This is a genomic window from Steroidobacter gossypii (genome assembly GCF_016801985.1).
Classification (GTDB): Bacteria; Pseudomonadota; Gammaproteobacteria; order Steroidobacterales; family Steroidobacteraceae; genus Steroidobacter; species Steroidobacter gossypii.
Genome location: NZ_JAEVLS010000010.1, coordinates 17759 through 32415, shown reverse-complemented (window position 1 = coordinate 32415; position 14657 = coordinate 17759). Strand labels below are relative to the sequence as shown.

The window sequence follows — 14657 nt, the reverse complement described above, 5'->3', positions numbered from 1 at the left end:
GGCGGCGATGTGGCCACTCTAATCGCGCCTTCACGGGCTCGCCAGCTGAGAAAACAACCAGCCTTGCCTCAGCTGAATGCGTACAGCTCAAGTCAGCGGCTGGCTCCTCGGCACGCGCACCACCACGGTGCCGGCGATCTTGTCGTGCCAGGTCTGGCGGTTGTTGTCGAACACCATCCAGATGAAGCCCAGGCCGAGCGGGATGAACGACAGGAAACATCCGAGCGCGCGCACGATGGCGGTTTCCCAGCCGATCTCCTGCCCATCCGTGCGCACCACGCGCAAGTTGCAAATGATGCCGCCGATGGTCGTGCCTCGCAGCTTCCACATCACCGCGCCATACGTGGCCAGCAACAGCGCGAAGAAATCATCGGCGGGTTCGAGCACGTTGACGATCAGGATGACCAGCAGTGCGTCGAGCGCCAGCGCGCCTGCACGGATCCAGAAGCCGGCACGAGGCTGAGCGGCGAGCTCGACATTGCTCGGGCGCGGCGGCGAAGGCGCCTGAGAAGAGGGCGGAACCGTGCCGTCGCCGACGACACCTTCACTGACGACTCCAGGTGCGCCAGGCATGCTGGCGGCCGGTGCCGCCACAGGCGCGTGATTCGAGCGCATCGCGAGCATCAGCGTGTAGACCACCACGCCCAGTCCCAGCACGCCGATCAAGTTGAACACGATGAAGCCGAACACCGGCACGACATACAACAGTAGCACGATCAAGCCGCCGATCAGCGTGGCGAAGGCGACGTGACTGAAGGGGGCGATGCCGGTGAAGCGAGTGATGCGTCGGCCGATCGTCGCGAGCACCGCGGCCTTGCCGAACAGGCCGGCGCAGAACAGACCGAGCAGCAGGAACGGCAGGATCGGAATGCCGATCACCGTCACCGCCAGGATCATGATCAGCACCGGTGTAAACAGCACCGCCAGCACCGAGGCGAGCACGGTCTGAGCGGGTTTTTCTTCCAAGGTGGTGACACAACGCTGCATGCCCTGATCGAACATCAGCGCCAGCACTACATACAAAGCGAGAAAGCCCGCCGCGAGCCACCATGCCCAGCCCAGGCTGGATTCGAACGCCAGCGGCCGGCCATACAGCAGGGCGCTCTCGAACCAGGGCTTGAGCCATTCGAGACGACCGAAGTGCTGACCGAACGAAATCTGCTGTTGCGGCCCATGCACGACGGCGGCCGGATCGCGCGTGATGGCGCCGCCCACCGACACCAGCTCGCCATGCACCACTGCGTTGGGACCGAGTTTCACGTTGCCCATCATCGCCACGACATCGTGACCGACCTCGGCGTCGACATACACGTCACCAAAGATCGCGACCACGGCGTCGCCCACCGGTCCGGTGGCCGATGCATTGCCCAAGATGGCTACGACCGCTTCTTCCACTTCGCCGGCGGACGAGGCCGAGCCGAAGATGGAGACCACCGAATGCGCATATTCACCCGCCGGCAGCCTCGAATCGTCGCCGACGTGCACGATGACGTACTCGTGCTGGTGCCTGTCGCGGTGCCTGGTGGTTCGCTCCACGCTTTCGTCGCGCTCGACTTCGAGCTGCGGCTCGGCGGGCTCGGCCGGCGGCGCCGGTGGGGCGGGTGGCTCCTGCGCCATGGCCAGGTGCGCGCCGCCGATACCGGCCAGCATCGCGATCAGCAACCATTTGTGAAACAAACGCTTCATACAGAGCACCAATCCCTCAACGGGACGCATACAAGGTTCGGTAGGCAGCCGCGCTGACGCCGAACAACGTGAGATACAACACTCCGATCACGCCCAACGCGCCGTAAATCCACAGCGAGGGCAAATCGCGGAACACGGCTTCGAAGGTGCCGAACAGCGAAGGAATCCAGGCGACCTCGGCAAACAGTGCGGCGCTCCGGGCGGTGGGATCGAGCGGCCCCATCACCAGCGCGGTAGCCTCCAGCCCGAGCTTTGCGAAGCCCACGGATGCAATCAGGAACAGCACGCGGGCCGCGACCGGCCAGCTGGCAAAGCTGCTGCGCCACCAAGGAGCTGCTGCGCGGCTCGCGATCGCCGCCATCACCTTGTCTTCAAAGCCAGCGGGCGCCCGTCGCAGGGGCTGATCGCGCAGCGCCGTGTCGATCAAGCGTTCGAGCTGTTGCTCGCGAGATTCGTTTGAGTTCACGGGAGTATTCATGGTGGCGGCCTCTAGAAACATTCCGCCGTGAGGCCACGGGCTGCGAGATTCTTCGCCATGGCGGCGCGCGCCCGCAGGATGTCGATTTTCACCTTGGCAAGCGACACGCCGAGATGCTGAGCGATCTCTTCGTAGGACAGTTCCTCGAAGTGATACAGCACCAGCGGCAGCCGGCGATGATCGGGCAGTTGATCGAGTGCCTCGGCGACTATTGCGCGCCGGGTGTCCGCATCCATGTCGACGGCAGCCCCGTCCGGCTGCGGGATCTCGAATTCGGTGTCGTCTTCGTCGTCGCGATCGCGCATCTCGGAAAAAAAGCGCCAGCGCTTGCGATAGCGAGTGGCATGGTTGAGCGCCAGATTGCGAGCCACGGTCTTGAGCCAGCCGCCGGCGGCGGGGCTGGTGCGCAACTGCGCGAAGTTCTCGTATGCCTTCAGGAACACCTGCTGGGCAATGTCCTCGGCCGGGCCGTCGCGACCGGTGATCCGCGCGGCGGTGCTGAAGACCATGTCCTGATAAGCACGCATGAAGCTTGCGAAGTCGTCCTGTGCCTGGGTGTCCGGGGGTTGCCTTGCCACGGTGATGTCGTCGTTTAGCTTCAGAACACCGCGCCAGTCGGGAAGTTACAGGCTGCTGAACGGAGCGCCGCGCGCCCGAAAAATACCAGGAGCAACCGGATGTTAGCTCAGTCCCGGGGCGCTGCGTCAGGAGCCTCCCGACAGGGTGTGGCTGATGGTCAGGCCCAGGCAGGGTTCTTAGAATTCCACGCTTAACTGCAGGGCAATGTCGCCCGCCCGACCCTCACGGTGTCCTTATTGCCGCGGAATAAGAGCTCAACCTGCTGATGACTTCGACGATACGGACTATCTTCATCCTGATCCCCGCACTGGCTCTGACCGCCTGCGCCGTGCCCAAAGTAAGCGAGCCCGAAACTGTGGCGGTGCGCGCCACGTCGCTGAACCCGTCGTATTCGTCGGTCAACGCGCAGATCCTGAGCGATGCCGGAAAGATCGATTCCAGCTTCACGGCGTCGCTGGCCCCCGGGGTCGGCATCCAGACCCTCACCCGTCTGCAATCTTCGTATACCCAGCAGGTCGGGGAAGACAGTCTGCGGCTCGGCGATACGGTCAGCAGCGTGGGGATGTGGGGGACTTCGGTCCGTTACGGCGGCATGCAATTTGGCACCCGCTCCGAAACGCGCGCGGATGTGATTGCGTCGAATCGGATGGCGACCGCCGGCATGGCGGTGTTACCCACCGTCGCGGACGCGTTGTTTGCTTCAGCCAGCGATGCGGACACGAGCTTGAGCCAGCGGAATCTGTCCGTCGCCCGCTCGCTGCCGGCGGGCGGACAGAGTTGGAACCTGGCCGTGCAGGACGCGCTCGGGCACTCACAATCCATCGCTGCGCCGATGATCGCTCGCACGCGGCTGGTTGAAGAAGGCTGCTCCGACTTTTCCGTCGGCTTCGGCAAAGTGCGCGAAGACTATGCGCTGACCAGCAACGCCTATGGTCCGATGTTCGCCAACACCACGGTGGCTTGCGGCGCTCCGCTCGGCTTCACCATCGAAGGCCACGGTGAGTACCTCGCCGACGAAGTGACTGCGTTGGGCTTCGGCGTGGCGCGTCAGTTCGGATCGCTCGGTACCGCCTCGGTGGCGTTCGCGCAGAGTAACGACGTGAGCGGCGCAACGGGCTGGATGTCCAAGATCGGTTTCGATCACAGCAATTCGATGTTCAATCTGATGGTGCGCTCTCGCTTTCAGAGCCGCGAGTTTCGTGACATCGGCAGCATGGATGTCACCGATCGCATCATGCAGCGGGATCTGGCGAGCGTCGGCGTGAATGTCAGCGAGACCGCCAGCCTGTCGGTCGCTTACGCCACCCAGACCACCTGGGCGCGCGAGCGAACCAATCTGATCGCCGTAAAACAAAGCATGGGCGTGGGGCGCGGCACGATGTCGATGAGCGCCGGCCATTCGCTCGAAGACAACTTCGGCTCTTCCGTGTTCATTTCCTACCAGCGGCCGTTTGGCGGCATCAAGCCGTGGTCGCGCCGTGTGGCGGACGAGATCGAAGAACTGGATTTGCATCTGCCCCAGGCCATCGGGCAGTCGGTCGAGAACTGAACCGCGCCGCTTCGCGCGGGCTAGTGCGTCATCGCGTACAAGATATAGTTGATGGCGTATTTGTAAGCTCGCGTCGTGTACAGCAGCGAGTACTCCGGCACGTCGGCGTGTTCCCAGGCATCGCCGAGGTCCATGTTGAAGTTGATCATCACCATCAGCCGGCCGTCGTCGTCGTAAATGCCGCGCCAGTGAGGCGTGAAACCGTCTCGCTCGTAATTGCGGCCGCTATACAAAGATTGAATGCCCGGAACCTGCACGTGCTCGTCCAGATCGTAAGCCACGTGGAAGATGGCGTCGTCGGGCGGCACGTCGACGATGGCGCGGTCCGGGAAAATGCGGTGCATGCCTTCGATGAAGCCGGCCCATTCGAGGCTGCCGTGAAAATCGTCCACCATCAGAAAGCCGCCGCGTAACAGGTACTCACGCAGGCGCGCGATCTCTTCATCGGTCAGCGCCCAGTGGCCGACTTCGACGGCGTAGATCCAGGGATAGTCGAACAGCGACTCGTCCATGATGCCCAGATAATGGCCGTCCTCGGCGGTATCGATGCGCGTCAGGCGCTTGATGCCGCGGATCAAGTGCTGTTCGGCTTCGGGCCAATCGGTCAGCCAGCGCTCGCGGCCGCCGAACAGCGTGGTGCCGATGTACTGCATACGGACGAACTGGAACTCGGCGTGCGGGCGCAGCGCCTCGGTGGGGCTGGAGTCCGAGCTCAGCGCGACCACCGGAATAGCGATCAATGCGAGCAGCCGCCAGGCGGCATCCCGGCCGGTGAAGGCCCGGAAAACTCGCCGATACCAGGGAGGCGGCGGAGGGCGGCTCATGCGAAGCACCATGGCATCAACCGCCCGCTCTTGGCAATGGGGGGCAATGAGTACGCATCGCGATGGGCGCGGGCGCGCCGGGAAAATCGCCACATTGGCGACATCCTGGGTCGCTCTGTATGCTGCGCGCGCCTTGCAACGGGGCGAAAAGAGTCTGGCGATGAGCTGGTTAAGAATCGCATTCGGTACGCTGCTCCTGACGACGAACACGCTTTTACACGTCCCGCCGCTGCTGCTGGTGGCGCTGGTCAAGGCGATTGCGCCACTACGGCCGATTGCGCCGCTGCGAGCGATCCGCCGGGGTTGCGACTCGCTGCTGATGGGGATCGCCGCGAACTGGATCGGCATCAATACCACCTTGATTCGCTGGTTCACCCGCACCCGCTTCACGGTGGACATCGATGCCCGCTTGCGGCCGGACGGTCATTATCTCGTGCTGGCCAATCACCAGACCTGGGTGGACATCCCGGTGCTGCAGGCGGCCTTGAACCGGCGTGTGCCACTGCTGCGTTTCTTCTTGAAAAGCCAGCTGTTCTGGGTGCCGCTGCTGGGGCTGGCGTGGTGGGCGCTGGATTTTCCGTTCATGAAACGCTATTCGCGGCAGCAACTCGAGCAACGGCCGGAGCTGGCCGGGCGTGACATCGCGGCCACCCGGCGCGCCTGCGCCAAGTTCATGCACATTCCGGTGGCGGTCATGAACTTCGTGGAAGGCACGCGCTTCACGGCGGCCAAGCATGCGCACCAGGCATCGCCGTTTGCTCATTTGCTCAAGCCCAAGGCGGGTGGCGTCGCGTTCGTGCTCGACGCGATGGGCGGCGCTTTGCATTCGATTCTGGACGTGACCATCGTTTATCCCGACGGTCGTCCATCGATGCTCGATCTGTTCGCCAACCGCGTGCGGGAAGTGCGCGTGAATATTCGCGAGCGACCGATTCCGGCCGAACTGCTCGGTGGCAATTATCAGAACGATCCGGCGTTCCGCGAACGGATGCAGGCCTGGCTGAACGAACTTTGGGGTGAGAAGGATCGACTGATCGCCGAGCTGCGCGCTGCTTGAATCAGCGCAGGTAAGGTAGCACTGCGCGCGGCAGGTCTACCGCCTCTTCGTCGACGAAGCACCACGCCCAGCGCTCGTCCGGCTCGAACGATGCGATGACTGGATGTCGAGTGTCATGAAAGTGTTTGGTCGCATGTCGACCGGGCGAGCTGTCGCAGCAGCCGACATGACCGCAGCTCAAGCACAGCCGCAGATGCACCCATCGGCCGCCCACCTTCAGACATTCCTCACAGCCCTGTGCTTTCGGCGGCAGTGGCTTGACGCCGCCGATGTGTTCGCATGACATGCGGATTCTCCCGGTAAGCGCTATTGATACTGCACAGGAGCCGCCATGACAACTCGCCTCGCGACCTGCAACTGCGGTCAGCTCAAGGTGCACGCCACCGGCGAACCGATCCGGATCTCCGTGTGCCACTGCCTGGCGTGTCAGCGTCGCAGCGGCAGCGTGTTCGCGATGCAGGCTCGGTTCGAGCGGCCCAATGTCAGAATCGAAGGCACCGCCAAGCAGTGGGTGCGCATCACCGATTCAGGCAATCAGTGCATCCAGCATTTCTGTCCGGAGTGCGGCTCGACGGTGTACTACCAAGTGAGCACGGCGCCCGATGTGTTCGCCGTGCCCGTTGGTGCGTTCGCGGATCCAAGTTTTCCCGAGCCCAAGTTCTCGGTCTACGAGGAGAGGAAACATTCCTGGGTACAGATGCCCGCGTCGGCGGAACGTTCCCATTGATCGATCCGAATCGACTCAGTCGAGGCGCCACACGCCGCTGCTGTCGCGGCAGGCGCGGCCTTCGGAGCTCTTGCTCTTCTTGCCTTCGCTGGCCTTGAGTTTGAAGCGCCGGCAGTTCTTCGAATCCTTGCTGCTCAGGGCTAGCGGAGTGAGCACGTAGGACACGTGGGTGTGATCGTTGACCCAGCGCACGCTGCGGCCGGGTTCGACCAGCTCCAATGCGTGACCGAAACAACCGCGATCCGCTTCGTCCAGCTCTTTGCCGATCTCGCGGCCGATGAGGCCGCCGAGCACTGTGCCCGCGATGATGGCCACAGTGCGGCCGCTACCATCGCCGATCTGTGATCCGATCACGCCGCCGGCGACGGCGCCCACCACGGTGCCGATCTCTTTGCGATGACAGGAGCCTTCGAGCACGCCGTAGTCACGATCCCATTCGCGGCCGGTGTAGCCGATGTAACGCGGGTCATGTTTCTTGCGCCAACCGTGCGCCTTCGCATGATCGGGCGGATCGCTCAGCGCCGGCGCGCTGGCGAGGATGCAGGCGCACAGCAGCGCGCCACAAACAGACTTGAACAGACGGGTGAACATGGACGCCCCAGGGGGTATGAAAAGAACGGGGCGAATTTTATCAGTCGGAACGATGCGGCGATGCTGTCGCCATTCGCCGAATCGGGCGACGTTGAGATGGCAATGGCTCGGCGCCCAGAGCCACCGTGCCTAAGCAGTTACAACTTTTGTGACGTGGTTCTCGGCGTCGCAAGCGTTACGCAGTTCGGCTCCGTTTGCGACGACCCAGCAATGCAGCGCCAAGCAAGCCAACGCTCAACAAAGCCAGCGCACCGGGCTCCGGCACATTCTGCGCCGGGGCGCGGCCGTACAGCTTGATGTGCGTTACACGACCGTCGTGATCGAGCACTTTGGCGAAACGCCAGTCGCCGCTGTCGAGCATGGGGTTCAGGAACTGCACGAACCAGTGATCGAGCTTATCGCTGCCGACGGGTTGAACCGCGATGCTGAGCTCGTTGCGATCCGCGTCGATCGAGAAGATTCGCTCGCCGACGTCGCCCAGATCCGCCGCCAGGCAGGAACGGACATGAGAAGCATCGGTCAAGGCATGGTTGGCCGCGGCTTCCTTGCACAGCAGAGGCACGGCGCTCGCCGCCGAGATGAAGCAAAACGCCATGAGCCCGAGTGCCGCGCCCACAGTCCTGGATATCAAATTCATGGAGTTCTCCAGTGGCCATTGGTACCTCTGGAGACAGGCAAACGCCATGCCGGAAAAATAACTGTTTGATCCGCGGAGACAAGCTGCAGGGAACAGCATCGATCTGTAAAGCGCTTCGCCACGCTGCAAAATGTGCTCTTGCAAAAGTTACGAAGTGCTAATCGCCAGCAGCGCGTTTTTTACAACGTCGGCGTCAGTTGGGAAGAAACATCGAAGCTCACCGGCGCGTTTTCGTGCGCGCCGGTAAGCGCAAAGCGAAAGTTAGAACTTGGTGGTGAGCTTCAAGCCCACGCTGCTCGCGTCCCACTCGCCGCCGAACTCGTCCTTGTAATCCAGATCGGTGTAGGTCAGCGCGATCCAGCGCCAGCCCACTTCCAGGGTCGGGCCGGTGGCGTCATCGAAATCGACATCCGGGCCGAAGCCGTCGGCGTCGTACTTGATGCCGCTGTGATGGGTGATGCCGGCGCCCACCCACCAGCCGTTGTCCCAAAGATAGTTGCCGGCCAACTCGAGCACGGTGCGGCCGATGCTGATGTCGGCGTTGCTGGCCTTGGTCGTCACATATTTGTATCCGACCGTGCCACGCACCGAGAACGGCGACCCAGTGGCGCGATAGTGGCCGCCCAGCGCCGCCGTGATGCCCTGGCCGGTCTTGATGTCTTGCGTGGAGCCGTCGGTGAACTCGAAGGTGGCCAGATCGTCGCCGCCGTATTCCAGATCGGCTTCGAAGGTGAAACCGAAACCCTCGTGCTCGGCATGGGCCAGCGGCAGACCGCCCAGCATCAGCAACGAACACAGCATGGCGCTTCGCGCCCCAAATCTACGAAGCATGGAGATGTCCCTGTTTTGTGAGTTATGGTTCGGCCGCGATACCCGCCAGCGGCGCGGTGCGAAGACTAGCCGGCGCGCCAACCCCAGGCTGCGACGGCGACCACACAAAGCGGCATCGGTTGCGGCAAAAAGCCGAACATAAAAAAGCCCCGCCCACGGTGCGGGCGAGGCTTGTATCGGTCGAACAGTTGGGTTGTCTTAGACGGCCTTGCGACGACGCGCGATGCCGGCGCCGAGCAGGCCGATGCCGAGCAGCGCCAGCGTGCCGGGCTCGGGCACGCTGCTGACGGCCGAGCGGCCATACAGCTGCAGGTGCGACAGGCCGCCGCCCCGACCGAACACGTTCACGAACTGCCAGTTGCCGCTGGCGACCTGCGGATTGAGCAGATACACGAACCACGCGTCGGGCTGATTGCCGGTGCCGAACTTGAAGCCGATGGCGATCTCGTCCCAGGCTTGCCACAGGCCGGCGTCCAGCGAGAAGGTCCCGGTCGTGCCGCTTTGGGTGAAGTGCGCCGCGCCGATGCCGACCAATCCCGAAGCCGCGCCGTCGCCGGTCAGGAAGGCGTCCGTCCCTGGATTGCCGTTGATGTTGCCGATGCCGCCGGCCAGGCACTCGGATACCTGCGAAGTATCCACGTACATGTGATTGACCGCCGCGTCCTCGCACAGAAGCGGCACCGCTGCCGCCGATCCCGCAAAAGAAAACGCCGCTAGCGCAAGGGACAGTGCGCCGAGACTCGTTGGTTTGACAGTCATTGAAACTCCAGTGATCGATCCGCACTGGAGGCAGGCAAGGCTCATGCCCGATGAGTTAACTCTTTGATCCCCGGAGTATCTGCGGAATCCCGAAAGTAAGGCGTGTAAAACTTTCCGCCAGTGGGCTTCGTGGAGCGCTTAAGGGAAACGCTGCATGGTTCGGCCGGATCGTTCGGTCGCCGTGTACAACGGCCGACGTTACTTACGTGCGCTTCAACAGCCACAGCGGCAGCGTCGCTCGATCTTCGAAGCCCAGTCTTGCATACAAAGCCCGAGCGCGAGCGTTCGTTTCGTTGACGTGCAGGAACGGCGTGATGCCGCGCTCGAGTTGTTTCGCGACGAGCAGATTGATCAGGCGAGCGGCGAGACCCCGGCCGGTGAAGTTCGGATGAGTGCAGACGGCGCTGATCTCTTCGAAGCCGTCGAGCTTCATGCGCTCGCCGGCCATGGCGGCGAACTGAGAGTTCTGACGAATACCGAAGTACGCGCCCATCTCGGGCGTGCGCGGCCGGAAGTATCCCGGGAATACCAGCGAGGTAAGCGCGAGCATGTCCGGCGTGTCGGCGTCGGTGAGCGGCACGATGCCGGTCATGTCCGGTTCGGGTGCGCGGGCGTCGGACCGCCACACCATCTGCACAATGTTGCCGGTGGCGAGCACTTCCCAACCTGCTTTGAGTTCGGGCGCAATGCTGACGAAGTTCACGATCTCGCCCGGCGCCACCAGTTCGGTCGAGGCGCGAGCGGCAGCGTCGCTCGGCTCGGGCACGGCGATGAACGGCGCCACTTCCGCGGGATAGCGTTTGGCGAGCGGCCCTCCGATGGCGAAATGTGCTTGCGCCGAGCTCAGGGCGGACCAGATGGGGTTGTTCAATGCGGCCGACGTCATGCGCGGATTTTATCGGCTAAGCTGTGACCTCTCCAACGATGACCTGCAGGGGACACGTATGCTGAGTCGAGCTCGGGTGGGGTTTCGAACCGTCGTCGGTGTGCTGGCCGTGTTGGCTGCCGCGAGTAGCGCAGCGGCCGACAAGCCGCAGTTCCTGAATTCGCCGCGCGCGCTGGAGCTCGATCGGCCGTTCTCCGAAGCGGTGCGCGCCGGCGATTTCCTGTTTCTTTCCGGAGCCATCGGCGAGGATCCCGCTACTGGCAAGCTGCCCGCCGGCGGCATCCAGCCCGAAGCGCGTCAGACTCTCAAAAACGTCAAAAGCGTGTTGGAAGCGAACGGCGCGAGCCTGGACGACGTGGTGAAGTGCACCGTGTTCCTGGCGGACATCGCCGAGTGGCCGGCGTTCAACACTGTGTATCGCGAGTTTTTCAAGAAGCCTTTTCCGGCGCGCAGCGCGCTGGCCGCGAGCGGCCTGGCGATGAATGCGCGCGTCGAGCTCGAATGCATCGCATACGTGCCACAGAAGGGCCCTCGTTGATCGCATCGAAGGCCCGGCCGCAGCGAGCGCTGCGACCGGGTCAGTTCGACGTTATTTCTGCCAGTACAGCGGTGCGAGTTTACGGTTGCCGGTGAGTTGCTCCGCGAGCGTGCCACCCTCGTAAATCCGGCCGTTCAATATCACGTAAGCGATATCGTCCGTGACGCGAATGTCCTGGAGCGGGTTGCCGTCGAGAATCAGCAAATCGGCGAGCTTGCCGGGTTCGATGCTGCCGAGATCCTTGTCCATGCCCATGTAGCGCGCCGGATTGATGGTCGCCGTCTGCAACGCCTGCATCGGCGACATGCCGCCCATCACGAAGGCCCACATCTCCCAGTGCGAGCCCAGGCCTTCGCGCTGGCCATGCGCGCCGATGTGCACAGACACGCCCAGTTCCATCAGTCGTTTGGCATTGGCGGCCGAGTCGAATACCGGTTGGTAATCCGTCTTCGGCGCCATCTGTCGACGCACCGAGCGAGGCTGCACAACCTGCGGCGGCACGTACCTGGACAGCAACGGATGCGCCCACACCTCCGACTCCTGATAAAACAGGAACTCGGCGCCTGGGCCGCCGTAAGTCACCACCAGCGTCGGCGTGTAGGCTACGCCTGTGCGCGGCCAGTACTGCAACACGTCGTCATAGAAACGTTGCGGCGGATTGTTGTGCTCCAGGCCGGTGTTGCCATCGGCGATGAGGTTCATGTCCATCGGGTACAACGAGCCGCCTTCGGCGACCACCATCATGCCGTTCTCGCGCGCGGCGGTGACCACCATCTGGCGCTGGTCGCGACGGGGCTGGTTGTAGTTCTTGACCGAGATCGCGCCTTGCGCTTTCAGTCGTTTGATGTGATGACGCGCATCCTCGATGGTGTCGATGTGCGCCAGTCCTTCCGATCGCGCGCCGTATACGACGTCGCCTGTCGAGAACGTGCGCGGCGCAAACACGAGTCCTGCGCGTTGATACTCGGCCGCCGCAAAAATCTCGGTAGCGTTGTTGGATGGATCGTGCACGGTGGTGACGCCCAGGCCGAGGTGCGCGATGGCCGACCAGTTCTGTTGAGGAATGATGTCATCCACGCCTTGTGGGCCGTGCGCGTGAATGTCTATCAATCCCGGCATCACCGTCTTCCCGGCGAGATCGAGCTTCTTTGCCTCGGCTGGAATCTGCACTGAATTCGCGGCGCCCACTGCCGTGATGCGGTTGTCACGAATGATGATCACGCCATTGTCGATGACCTGATCGCCTTGCATGGTGACGATGCGAGCGCCAGTGAGCGCAACGACTCCACTCGGCTTGTCTGCCGGACGCGAGCTGCCGAGGTTGGCGATGCGCTGACCATAGACCGGCGCTGCTTCGCCATTGGCGGCGGCCGGTTTGGCGAACAGCGCGGACATCTCGCTGCGATACAGATCGGGGCCGAGGGTGTACGTGAGCGTGTCGCCGTCGGTCCAGTTCAAATATTCACCGCCGATTTCAGATGCACGCAGCACGCGCACCGACTTGGTCTTCGGCGACAGATCCAACTGTCCGCCCGGCGGCATCGGCACGACGTAAACATTGAAGTTTTCACGGAACGCGAGGTACTCGCCGTTGGGCGAGATCTCGATGCGGCTGGCGTAGTTCGAACGCGCATGCACGCGGCGGTCCTTGCCTCGAGCGTCGACGCTCACGAACTGGTGCGCGGGCTCGGCTTCTTTCGCCTGATCGGCGTCTTCCGTGAAATAGATGCGGTCCGAACCGTCGACGAAGTGTGGGTTGCGGCCTTTGTCCGTGAGTTTCTCGAGCTCACCACCACTTGAGGGCACGCGATAGAGGCCAGGCTCCTTGGTCCAGGTCGGGGAGGTGAGATCCCCGCCGGCGGAGCGCTGCACGACGATGGCGTCTCCCCTCGGGGTGAAGCGCGGCTGATAGTAGTGGCCGGGTTGCTTGGTCACCGCGCGTGACTTGCCGCCGCCTGCGCCCACAACATGAATCGCACCCAACGTCGCGTCGGTCCAGCGCACGAACACGATCTGCTTGCCGTCGCGTGACCAGGAAGGAAACAACTCGAATGCGTCGCCGGCGTCGCTGGTGAGCTGCCGCGGTGTGCCGCCGTTCACGTCGCGAATCCAGAGCCGACCGAATGATTCATAGACCACGCGCTGACCGTTCGGCGATACGGTGGCGAAGCGAACCATGCGCGCCTCCACCTGATCCGGCGCGACCTCGACCTGAAAGCGAGGCGGAGCGATCGACGCACGCGAACCCGTGACATGAAACGGAATGTCCTGCACCGCTTGGGTGGCGATGTCCAGGCGCTTGATGCCGCCGCCGGCCCAGAACACGATGGATTTGCTGTCCGGCGTCCAGTCCATGCGCGGATACAAACCGTTCACCGCCCATGTTTCCTGCATGTCCCGATCCAGATCGGCGTACCGCAGTTGGATTTCACCGGAACGAAGGTCCTGAGTGTAGAGCGCGGTCTTCAGTGCTTCCGGCGTGCGCAGGCGACGAATGAACGCAAGGTAACGTCCATCGGGCGAAGGTGTCGGCCGCACGGCGCCTCCAGCGCCGGTGACGGCTGAAGAAGTCTCGCCGCTCGCGAGTTCGACTCGCTTGATGGCGAACACCTCGCTATTCACATCCTGGGCGTAGATGAAACGATCGCCCGGCGTGGCGTTTTGCGTGTAGTACAAAAACTTGCCGTCCGGCGAAAAGGTCGGCTCGCCGAGCTCCTTCTGATAATCCTCGCTGGGTCGCTTCACCAGCTGCACGCCGTCGCCGCCATCGAGGTTGTAGAGCCAGATCTCTCCGGTCCCCAGCGAGCGGCGCGTGGTGAAGTGTTTGCGGCCGGCGATGTAGCGGCCGTTCGGATGCCAGGCCGGGTCGTTCAACAGGCGAAAATCTTCCTTGGTGAGCTGGCGGAGCGCATTGCCGTTGCGGTCCATCAGCCACAGGTTGTCGCCGCCGCCGCGATCGGACGTGAACACGATCGTGTTGCCGTCGGGCGAGTAGCGCGGCTGCATGTCCCAAGCCAGACCTGAGGTGAGCGACTTCGCCTCCCCGCCGGCGATCGGCAGCTCGTAGAGATCGCCCAGCAGATCGAACAGCACGTGGCTGCCATCGGGGCTCACGTCGACACTGATCCAGGTGCCCGAGCGGACATCGATGGGGATTTCGCGGCGCTCGCCGGGCGGCGCGTTCACGTCCCAGGTTTTCTTGGCTTGTTCCGCCGCGTTGGCGGCAGCCGCGAGCGTGGCGAGCAACGCTCCCAGCAGTATGCGTGAACGAGACATGATCATCCCTTTGCTGACGAAACAGGCAAGCCTAATGAGCTGCCGCCACCGCCGCAATGAGCTTCGACAACCACGTCTCATTCCCCCGCTCCGCGGGGGATGAATGATCATCAAATCGACCGCAGTGAGCTTCGACAACCATGTCTCATTCCCCCGCGGAGCGGGGGATGGATGATCATGAATCGACCGCAACGAGCTTCGACAACCATGTCTCCCCGCGGAGCGGGGGGATGGATGAT

14 protein-coding genes and 1 pseudogene are annotated in these 14657 nt (G+C 63.1%); 4 read left to right on the top strand and 11 right to left on the bottom strand.

Translation table 11 applies throughout. The features are described 5' to 3' along the window. Positions 1 to 87: 87 nt before the first annotated feature. From JM946_RS29140 to JM946_RS29130, 3 genes are read right to left on the bottom strand one after another with little or no spacing between them, the layout of a single operon-like run. Positions 88 to 1686, bottom strand: coding sequence for an RDD family protein (locus JM946_RS29140; RefSeq protein ID WP_203170984.1), 1599 nt, complete (start codon positions 1684 to 1686; stop codon positions 88 to 90). Positions 1687 to 1702: 16 nt separating this feature from the next. Further along, positions 1703 to 2164, bottom strand: a complete 462-nt coding sequence (locus JM946_RS29135; RefSeq protein WP_203170983.1) for a hypothetical protein — start codon at positions 2162 to 2164, stop codon at positions 1703 to 1705. Positions 2165 to 2175: 11 nt separating this feature from the next. Further along, complete coding sequence (locus JM946_RS29130; protein ID WP_203170982.1) at positions 2176 to 2742, bottom strand: RNA polymerase sigma factor; 567 nt, start codon at positions 2740 to 2742, stop codon at positions 2176 to 2178. Positions 2743 to 3071: 329 nt separating this feature from the next. On the opposite strand from JM946_RS29130, the gene JM946_RS29125 reads away from it, so the two are divergent. Beyond that, complete coding sequence (locus JM946_RS29125; protein ID WP_218043188.1) at positions 3072 to 4292, top strand: fimbria/pilus outer membrane usher protein; 1221 nt, start codon at positions 3072 to 3074, stop codon at positions 4290 to 4292. Positions 4293 to 4312: 20 nt separating this feature from the next. Here JM946_RS29125 and JM946_RS29120 read toward each other — a convergent pair whose 3' ends face one another. Beyond that, positions 4313 to 5116, bottom strand: a complete 804-nt coding sequence (locus JM946_RS29120; RefSeq protein WP_203170980.1) for a DUF4159 domain-containing protein — start codon at positions 5114 to 5116, stop codon at positions 4313 to 4315. Positions 5117 to 5276: 160 nt separating this feature from the next. Between JM946_RS29120 and JM946_RS29115 the strand changes: the two genes are divergently transcribed. Then, positions 5277 to 6173 carry an acyltransferase gene (locus JM946_RS29115; protein WP_203170979.1) on the top strand — a complete coding sequence of 299 codons (897 nt, stop codon included), beginning with the start codon at positions 5277 to 5279 and terminating at the stop codon, positions 6171 to 6173. 1 nt (position 6174) lies between these two features. Here JM946_RS29115 and JM946_RS29110 read toward each other — a convergent pair whose 3' ends face one another. Further along, on the bottom strand, positions 6175 to 6459 hold the full coding sequence (locus JM946_RS29110) for a ubiquitin carboxyl-terminal hydrolase 14 (protein WP_203170978.1): 285 nt from the start codon (positions 6457 to 6459) through the stop codon (positions 6175 to 6177). A gap of 45 nt (positions 6460 to 6504) precedes the next feature. Here JM946_RS29110 and JM946_RS29105 point away from each other — a divergent pair, with 45 nt between their 5' ends. Beyond that, a complete protein-coding gene (locus JM946_RS29105) occupies positions 6505 to 6900 on the top strand; it encodes a GFA family protein (RefSeq protein ID WP_203170977.1) in 396 nt (131 codons plus the stop codon). Positions 6901 to 6915: 15 nt separating this feature from the next. Here JM946_RS29105 and JM946_RS29100 read toward each other — a convergent pair whose 3' ends face one another. The 5 genes and pseudogenes from JM946_RS29100 to JM946_RS29080 all read right to left on the bottom strand — a co-directional run bounded on the left by JM946_RS29100 (position 6916) and on the right by JM946_RS29080 (position 10604). After that, positions 6916 to 7491: an RT0821/Lpp0805 family surface protein gene (locus JM946_RS29100; protein WP_203170976.1), complete on the bottom strand. Its 576-nt coding sequence runs from the start codon at positions 7489 to 7491 to the stop codon at positions 6916 to 6918. Positions 7492 to 7666: 175 nt separating this feature from the next. Next, positions 7667 to 8128 (bottom strand): PEP-CTERM sorting domain-containing protein, encoded by a 462-nt coding sequence (locus JM946_RS29095; protein ID WP_203170975.1) that lies wholly within the window; start codon positions 8126 to 8128, stop codon positions 7667 to 7669. A 261-nt stretch (positions 8129 to 8389) separates the two neighbouring features. Continuing rightward, the gene (locus JM946_RS29090) at positions 8390 to 8959 is read right to left on the bottom strand and encodes a hypothetical protein (RefSeq protein WP_218043186.1); all 570 of its coding nucleotides are present in this window, start codon (positions 8957 to 8959) and stop codon (positions 8390 to 8392) included. A gap of 198 nt (positions 8960 to 9157) precedes the next feature. Then, positions 9158 to 9247: pseudogene (locus tag JM946_RS31865) on the bottom strand (PEP-CTERM sorting domain-containing protein); the annotation flags it as partial. 673 nt (positions 9248 to 9920) lie between these two features. Beyond that, entirely contained in the window at positions 9921 to 10604 is a 684-nt protein-coding gene (locus JM946_RS29080) for a GNAT family N-acetyltransferase (RefSeq protein ID WP_203170972.1), read from the bottom strand. 58 nt (positions 10605 to 10662) lie between these two features. Here JM946_RS29080 and JM946_RS29075 point away from each other — a divergent pair, with 58 nt between their 5' ends. Next, on the top strand, positions 10663 to 11142 hold the full coding sequence (locus JM946_RS29075) for a RidA family protein (protein ID WP_203170971.1): 480 nt from the start codon (positions 10663 to 10665) through the stop codon (positions 11140 to 11142). A gap of 51 nt (positions 11143 to 11193) precedes the next feature. On the opposite strand, the gene JM946_RS29070 is transcribed toward JM946_RS29075, so the two are convergent. Beyond that, on the bottom strand, positions 11194 to 14418 hold the full coding sequence (locus tag JM946_RS29070) for an amidohydrolase family protein (protein WP_203170970.1): 3225 nt from the start codon (positions 14416 to 14418) through the stop codon (positions 11194 to 11196). Positions 14419 to 14657 lie beyond the last annotated feature (239 nt).

Excerpts from the sequence above, each read along its gene's own strand:
- JM946_RS29095 (WP_203170975.1), bottom strand. The coding sequence starts at position 8,128 with ATGAATTTGATATCCAGGACTGTGGGCGCGGCACTCGGGCTCATGGCG.
- JM946_RS29135 (WP_203170983.1), bottom strand. The coding sequence starts at position 2,164 with ATGAATACTCCCGTGAACTCAAACGAATCTCGCGAGCAACAGCTCGAA.
- JM946_RS29090 (WP_218043186.1), bottom strand. The coding sequence starts at position 8,959 with ATGCTTCGTAGATTTGGGGCGCGAAGCGCCATGCTGTGTTCGTTGCTG.
- JM946_RS29075 (WP_203170971.1), top strand. The coding sequence starts at position 10,663 with ATGCTGAGTCGAGCTCGGGTGGGGTTTCGAACCGTCGTCGGTGTGCTG.
- JM946_RS29105 (WP_203170977.1), top strand. The coding sequence starts at position 6,505 with ATGACAACTCGCCTCGCGACCTGCAACTGCGGTCAGCTCAAGGTGCAC.
- JM946_RS29110 (WP_203170978.1), bottom strand. The coding sequence starts at position 6,459 with ATGTCATGCGAACACATCGGCGGCGTCAAGCCACTGCCGCCGAAAGCA.
- JM946_RS29115 (WP_203170979.1), top strand. The coding sequence starts at position 5,277 with ATGAGCTGGTTAAGAATCGCATTCGGTACGCTGCTCCTGACGACGAAC.
- JM946_RS29080 (WP_203170972.1), bottom strand. The coding sequence starts at position 10,604 with ATGACGTCGGCCGCATTGAACAACCCCATCTGGTCCGCCCTGAGCTCG.
- JM946_RS29100 (WP_203170976.1), bottom strand. The coding sequence starts at position 7,491 with ATGTTCACCCGTCTGTTCAAGTCTGTTTGTGGCGCGCTGCTGTGCGCC.
- JM946_RS29140 (WP_203170984.1), bottom strand. The coding sequence starts at position 1,686 with ATGAAGCGTTTGTTTCACAAATGGTTGCTGATCGCGATGCTGGCCGGT.
- JM946_RS29120 (WP_203170980.1), bottom strand. The coding sequence starts at position 5,116 with ATGAGCCGCCCTCCGCCGCCTCCCTGGTATCGGCGAGTTTTCCGGGCC.
- JM946_RS29070 (WP_203170970.1), bottom strand. The coding sequence starts at position 14,418 with ATGTCTCGTTCACGCATACTGCTGGGAGCGTTGCTCGCCACGCTCGCG.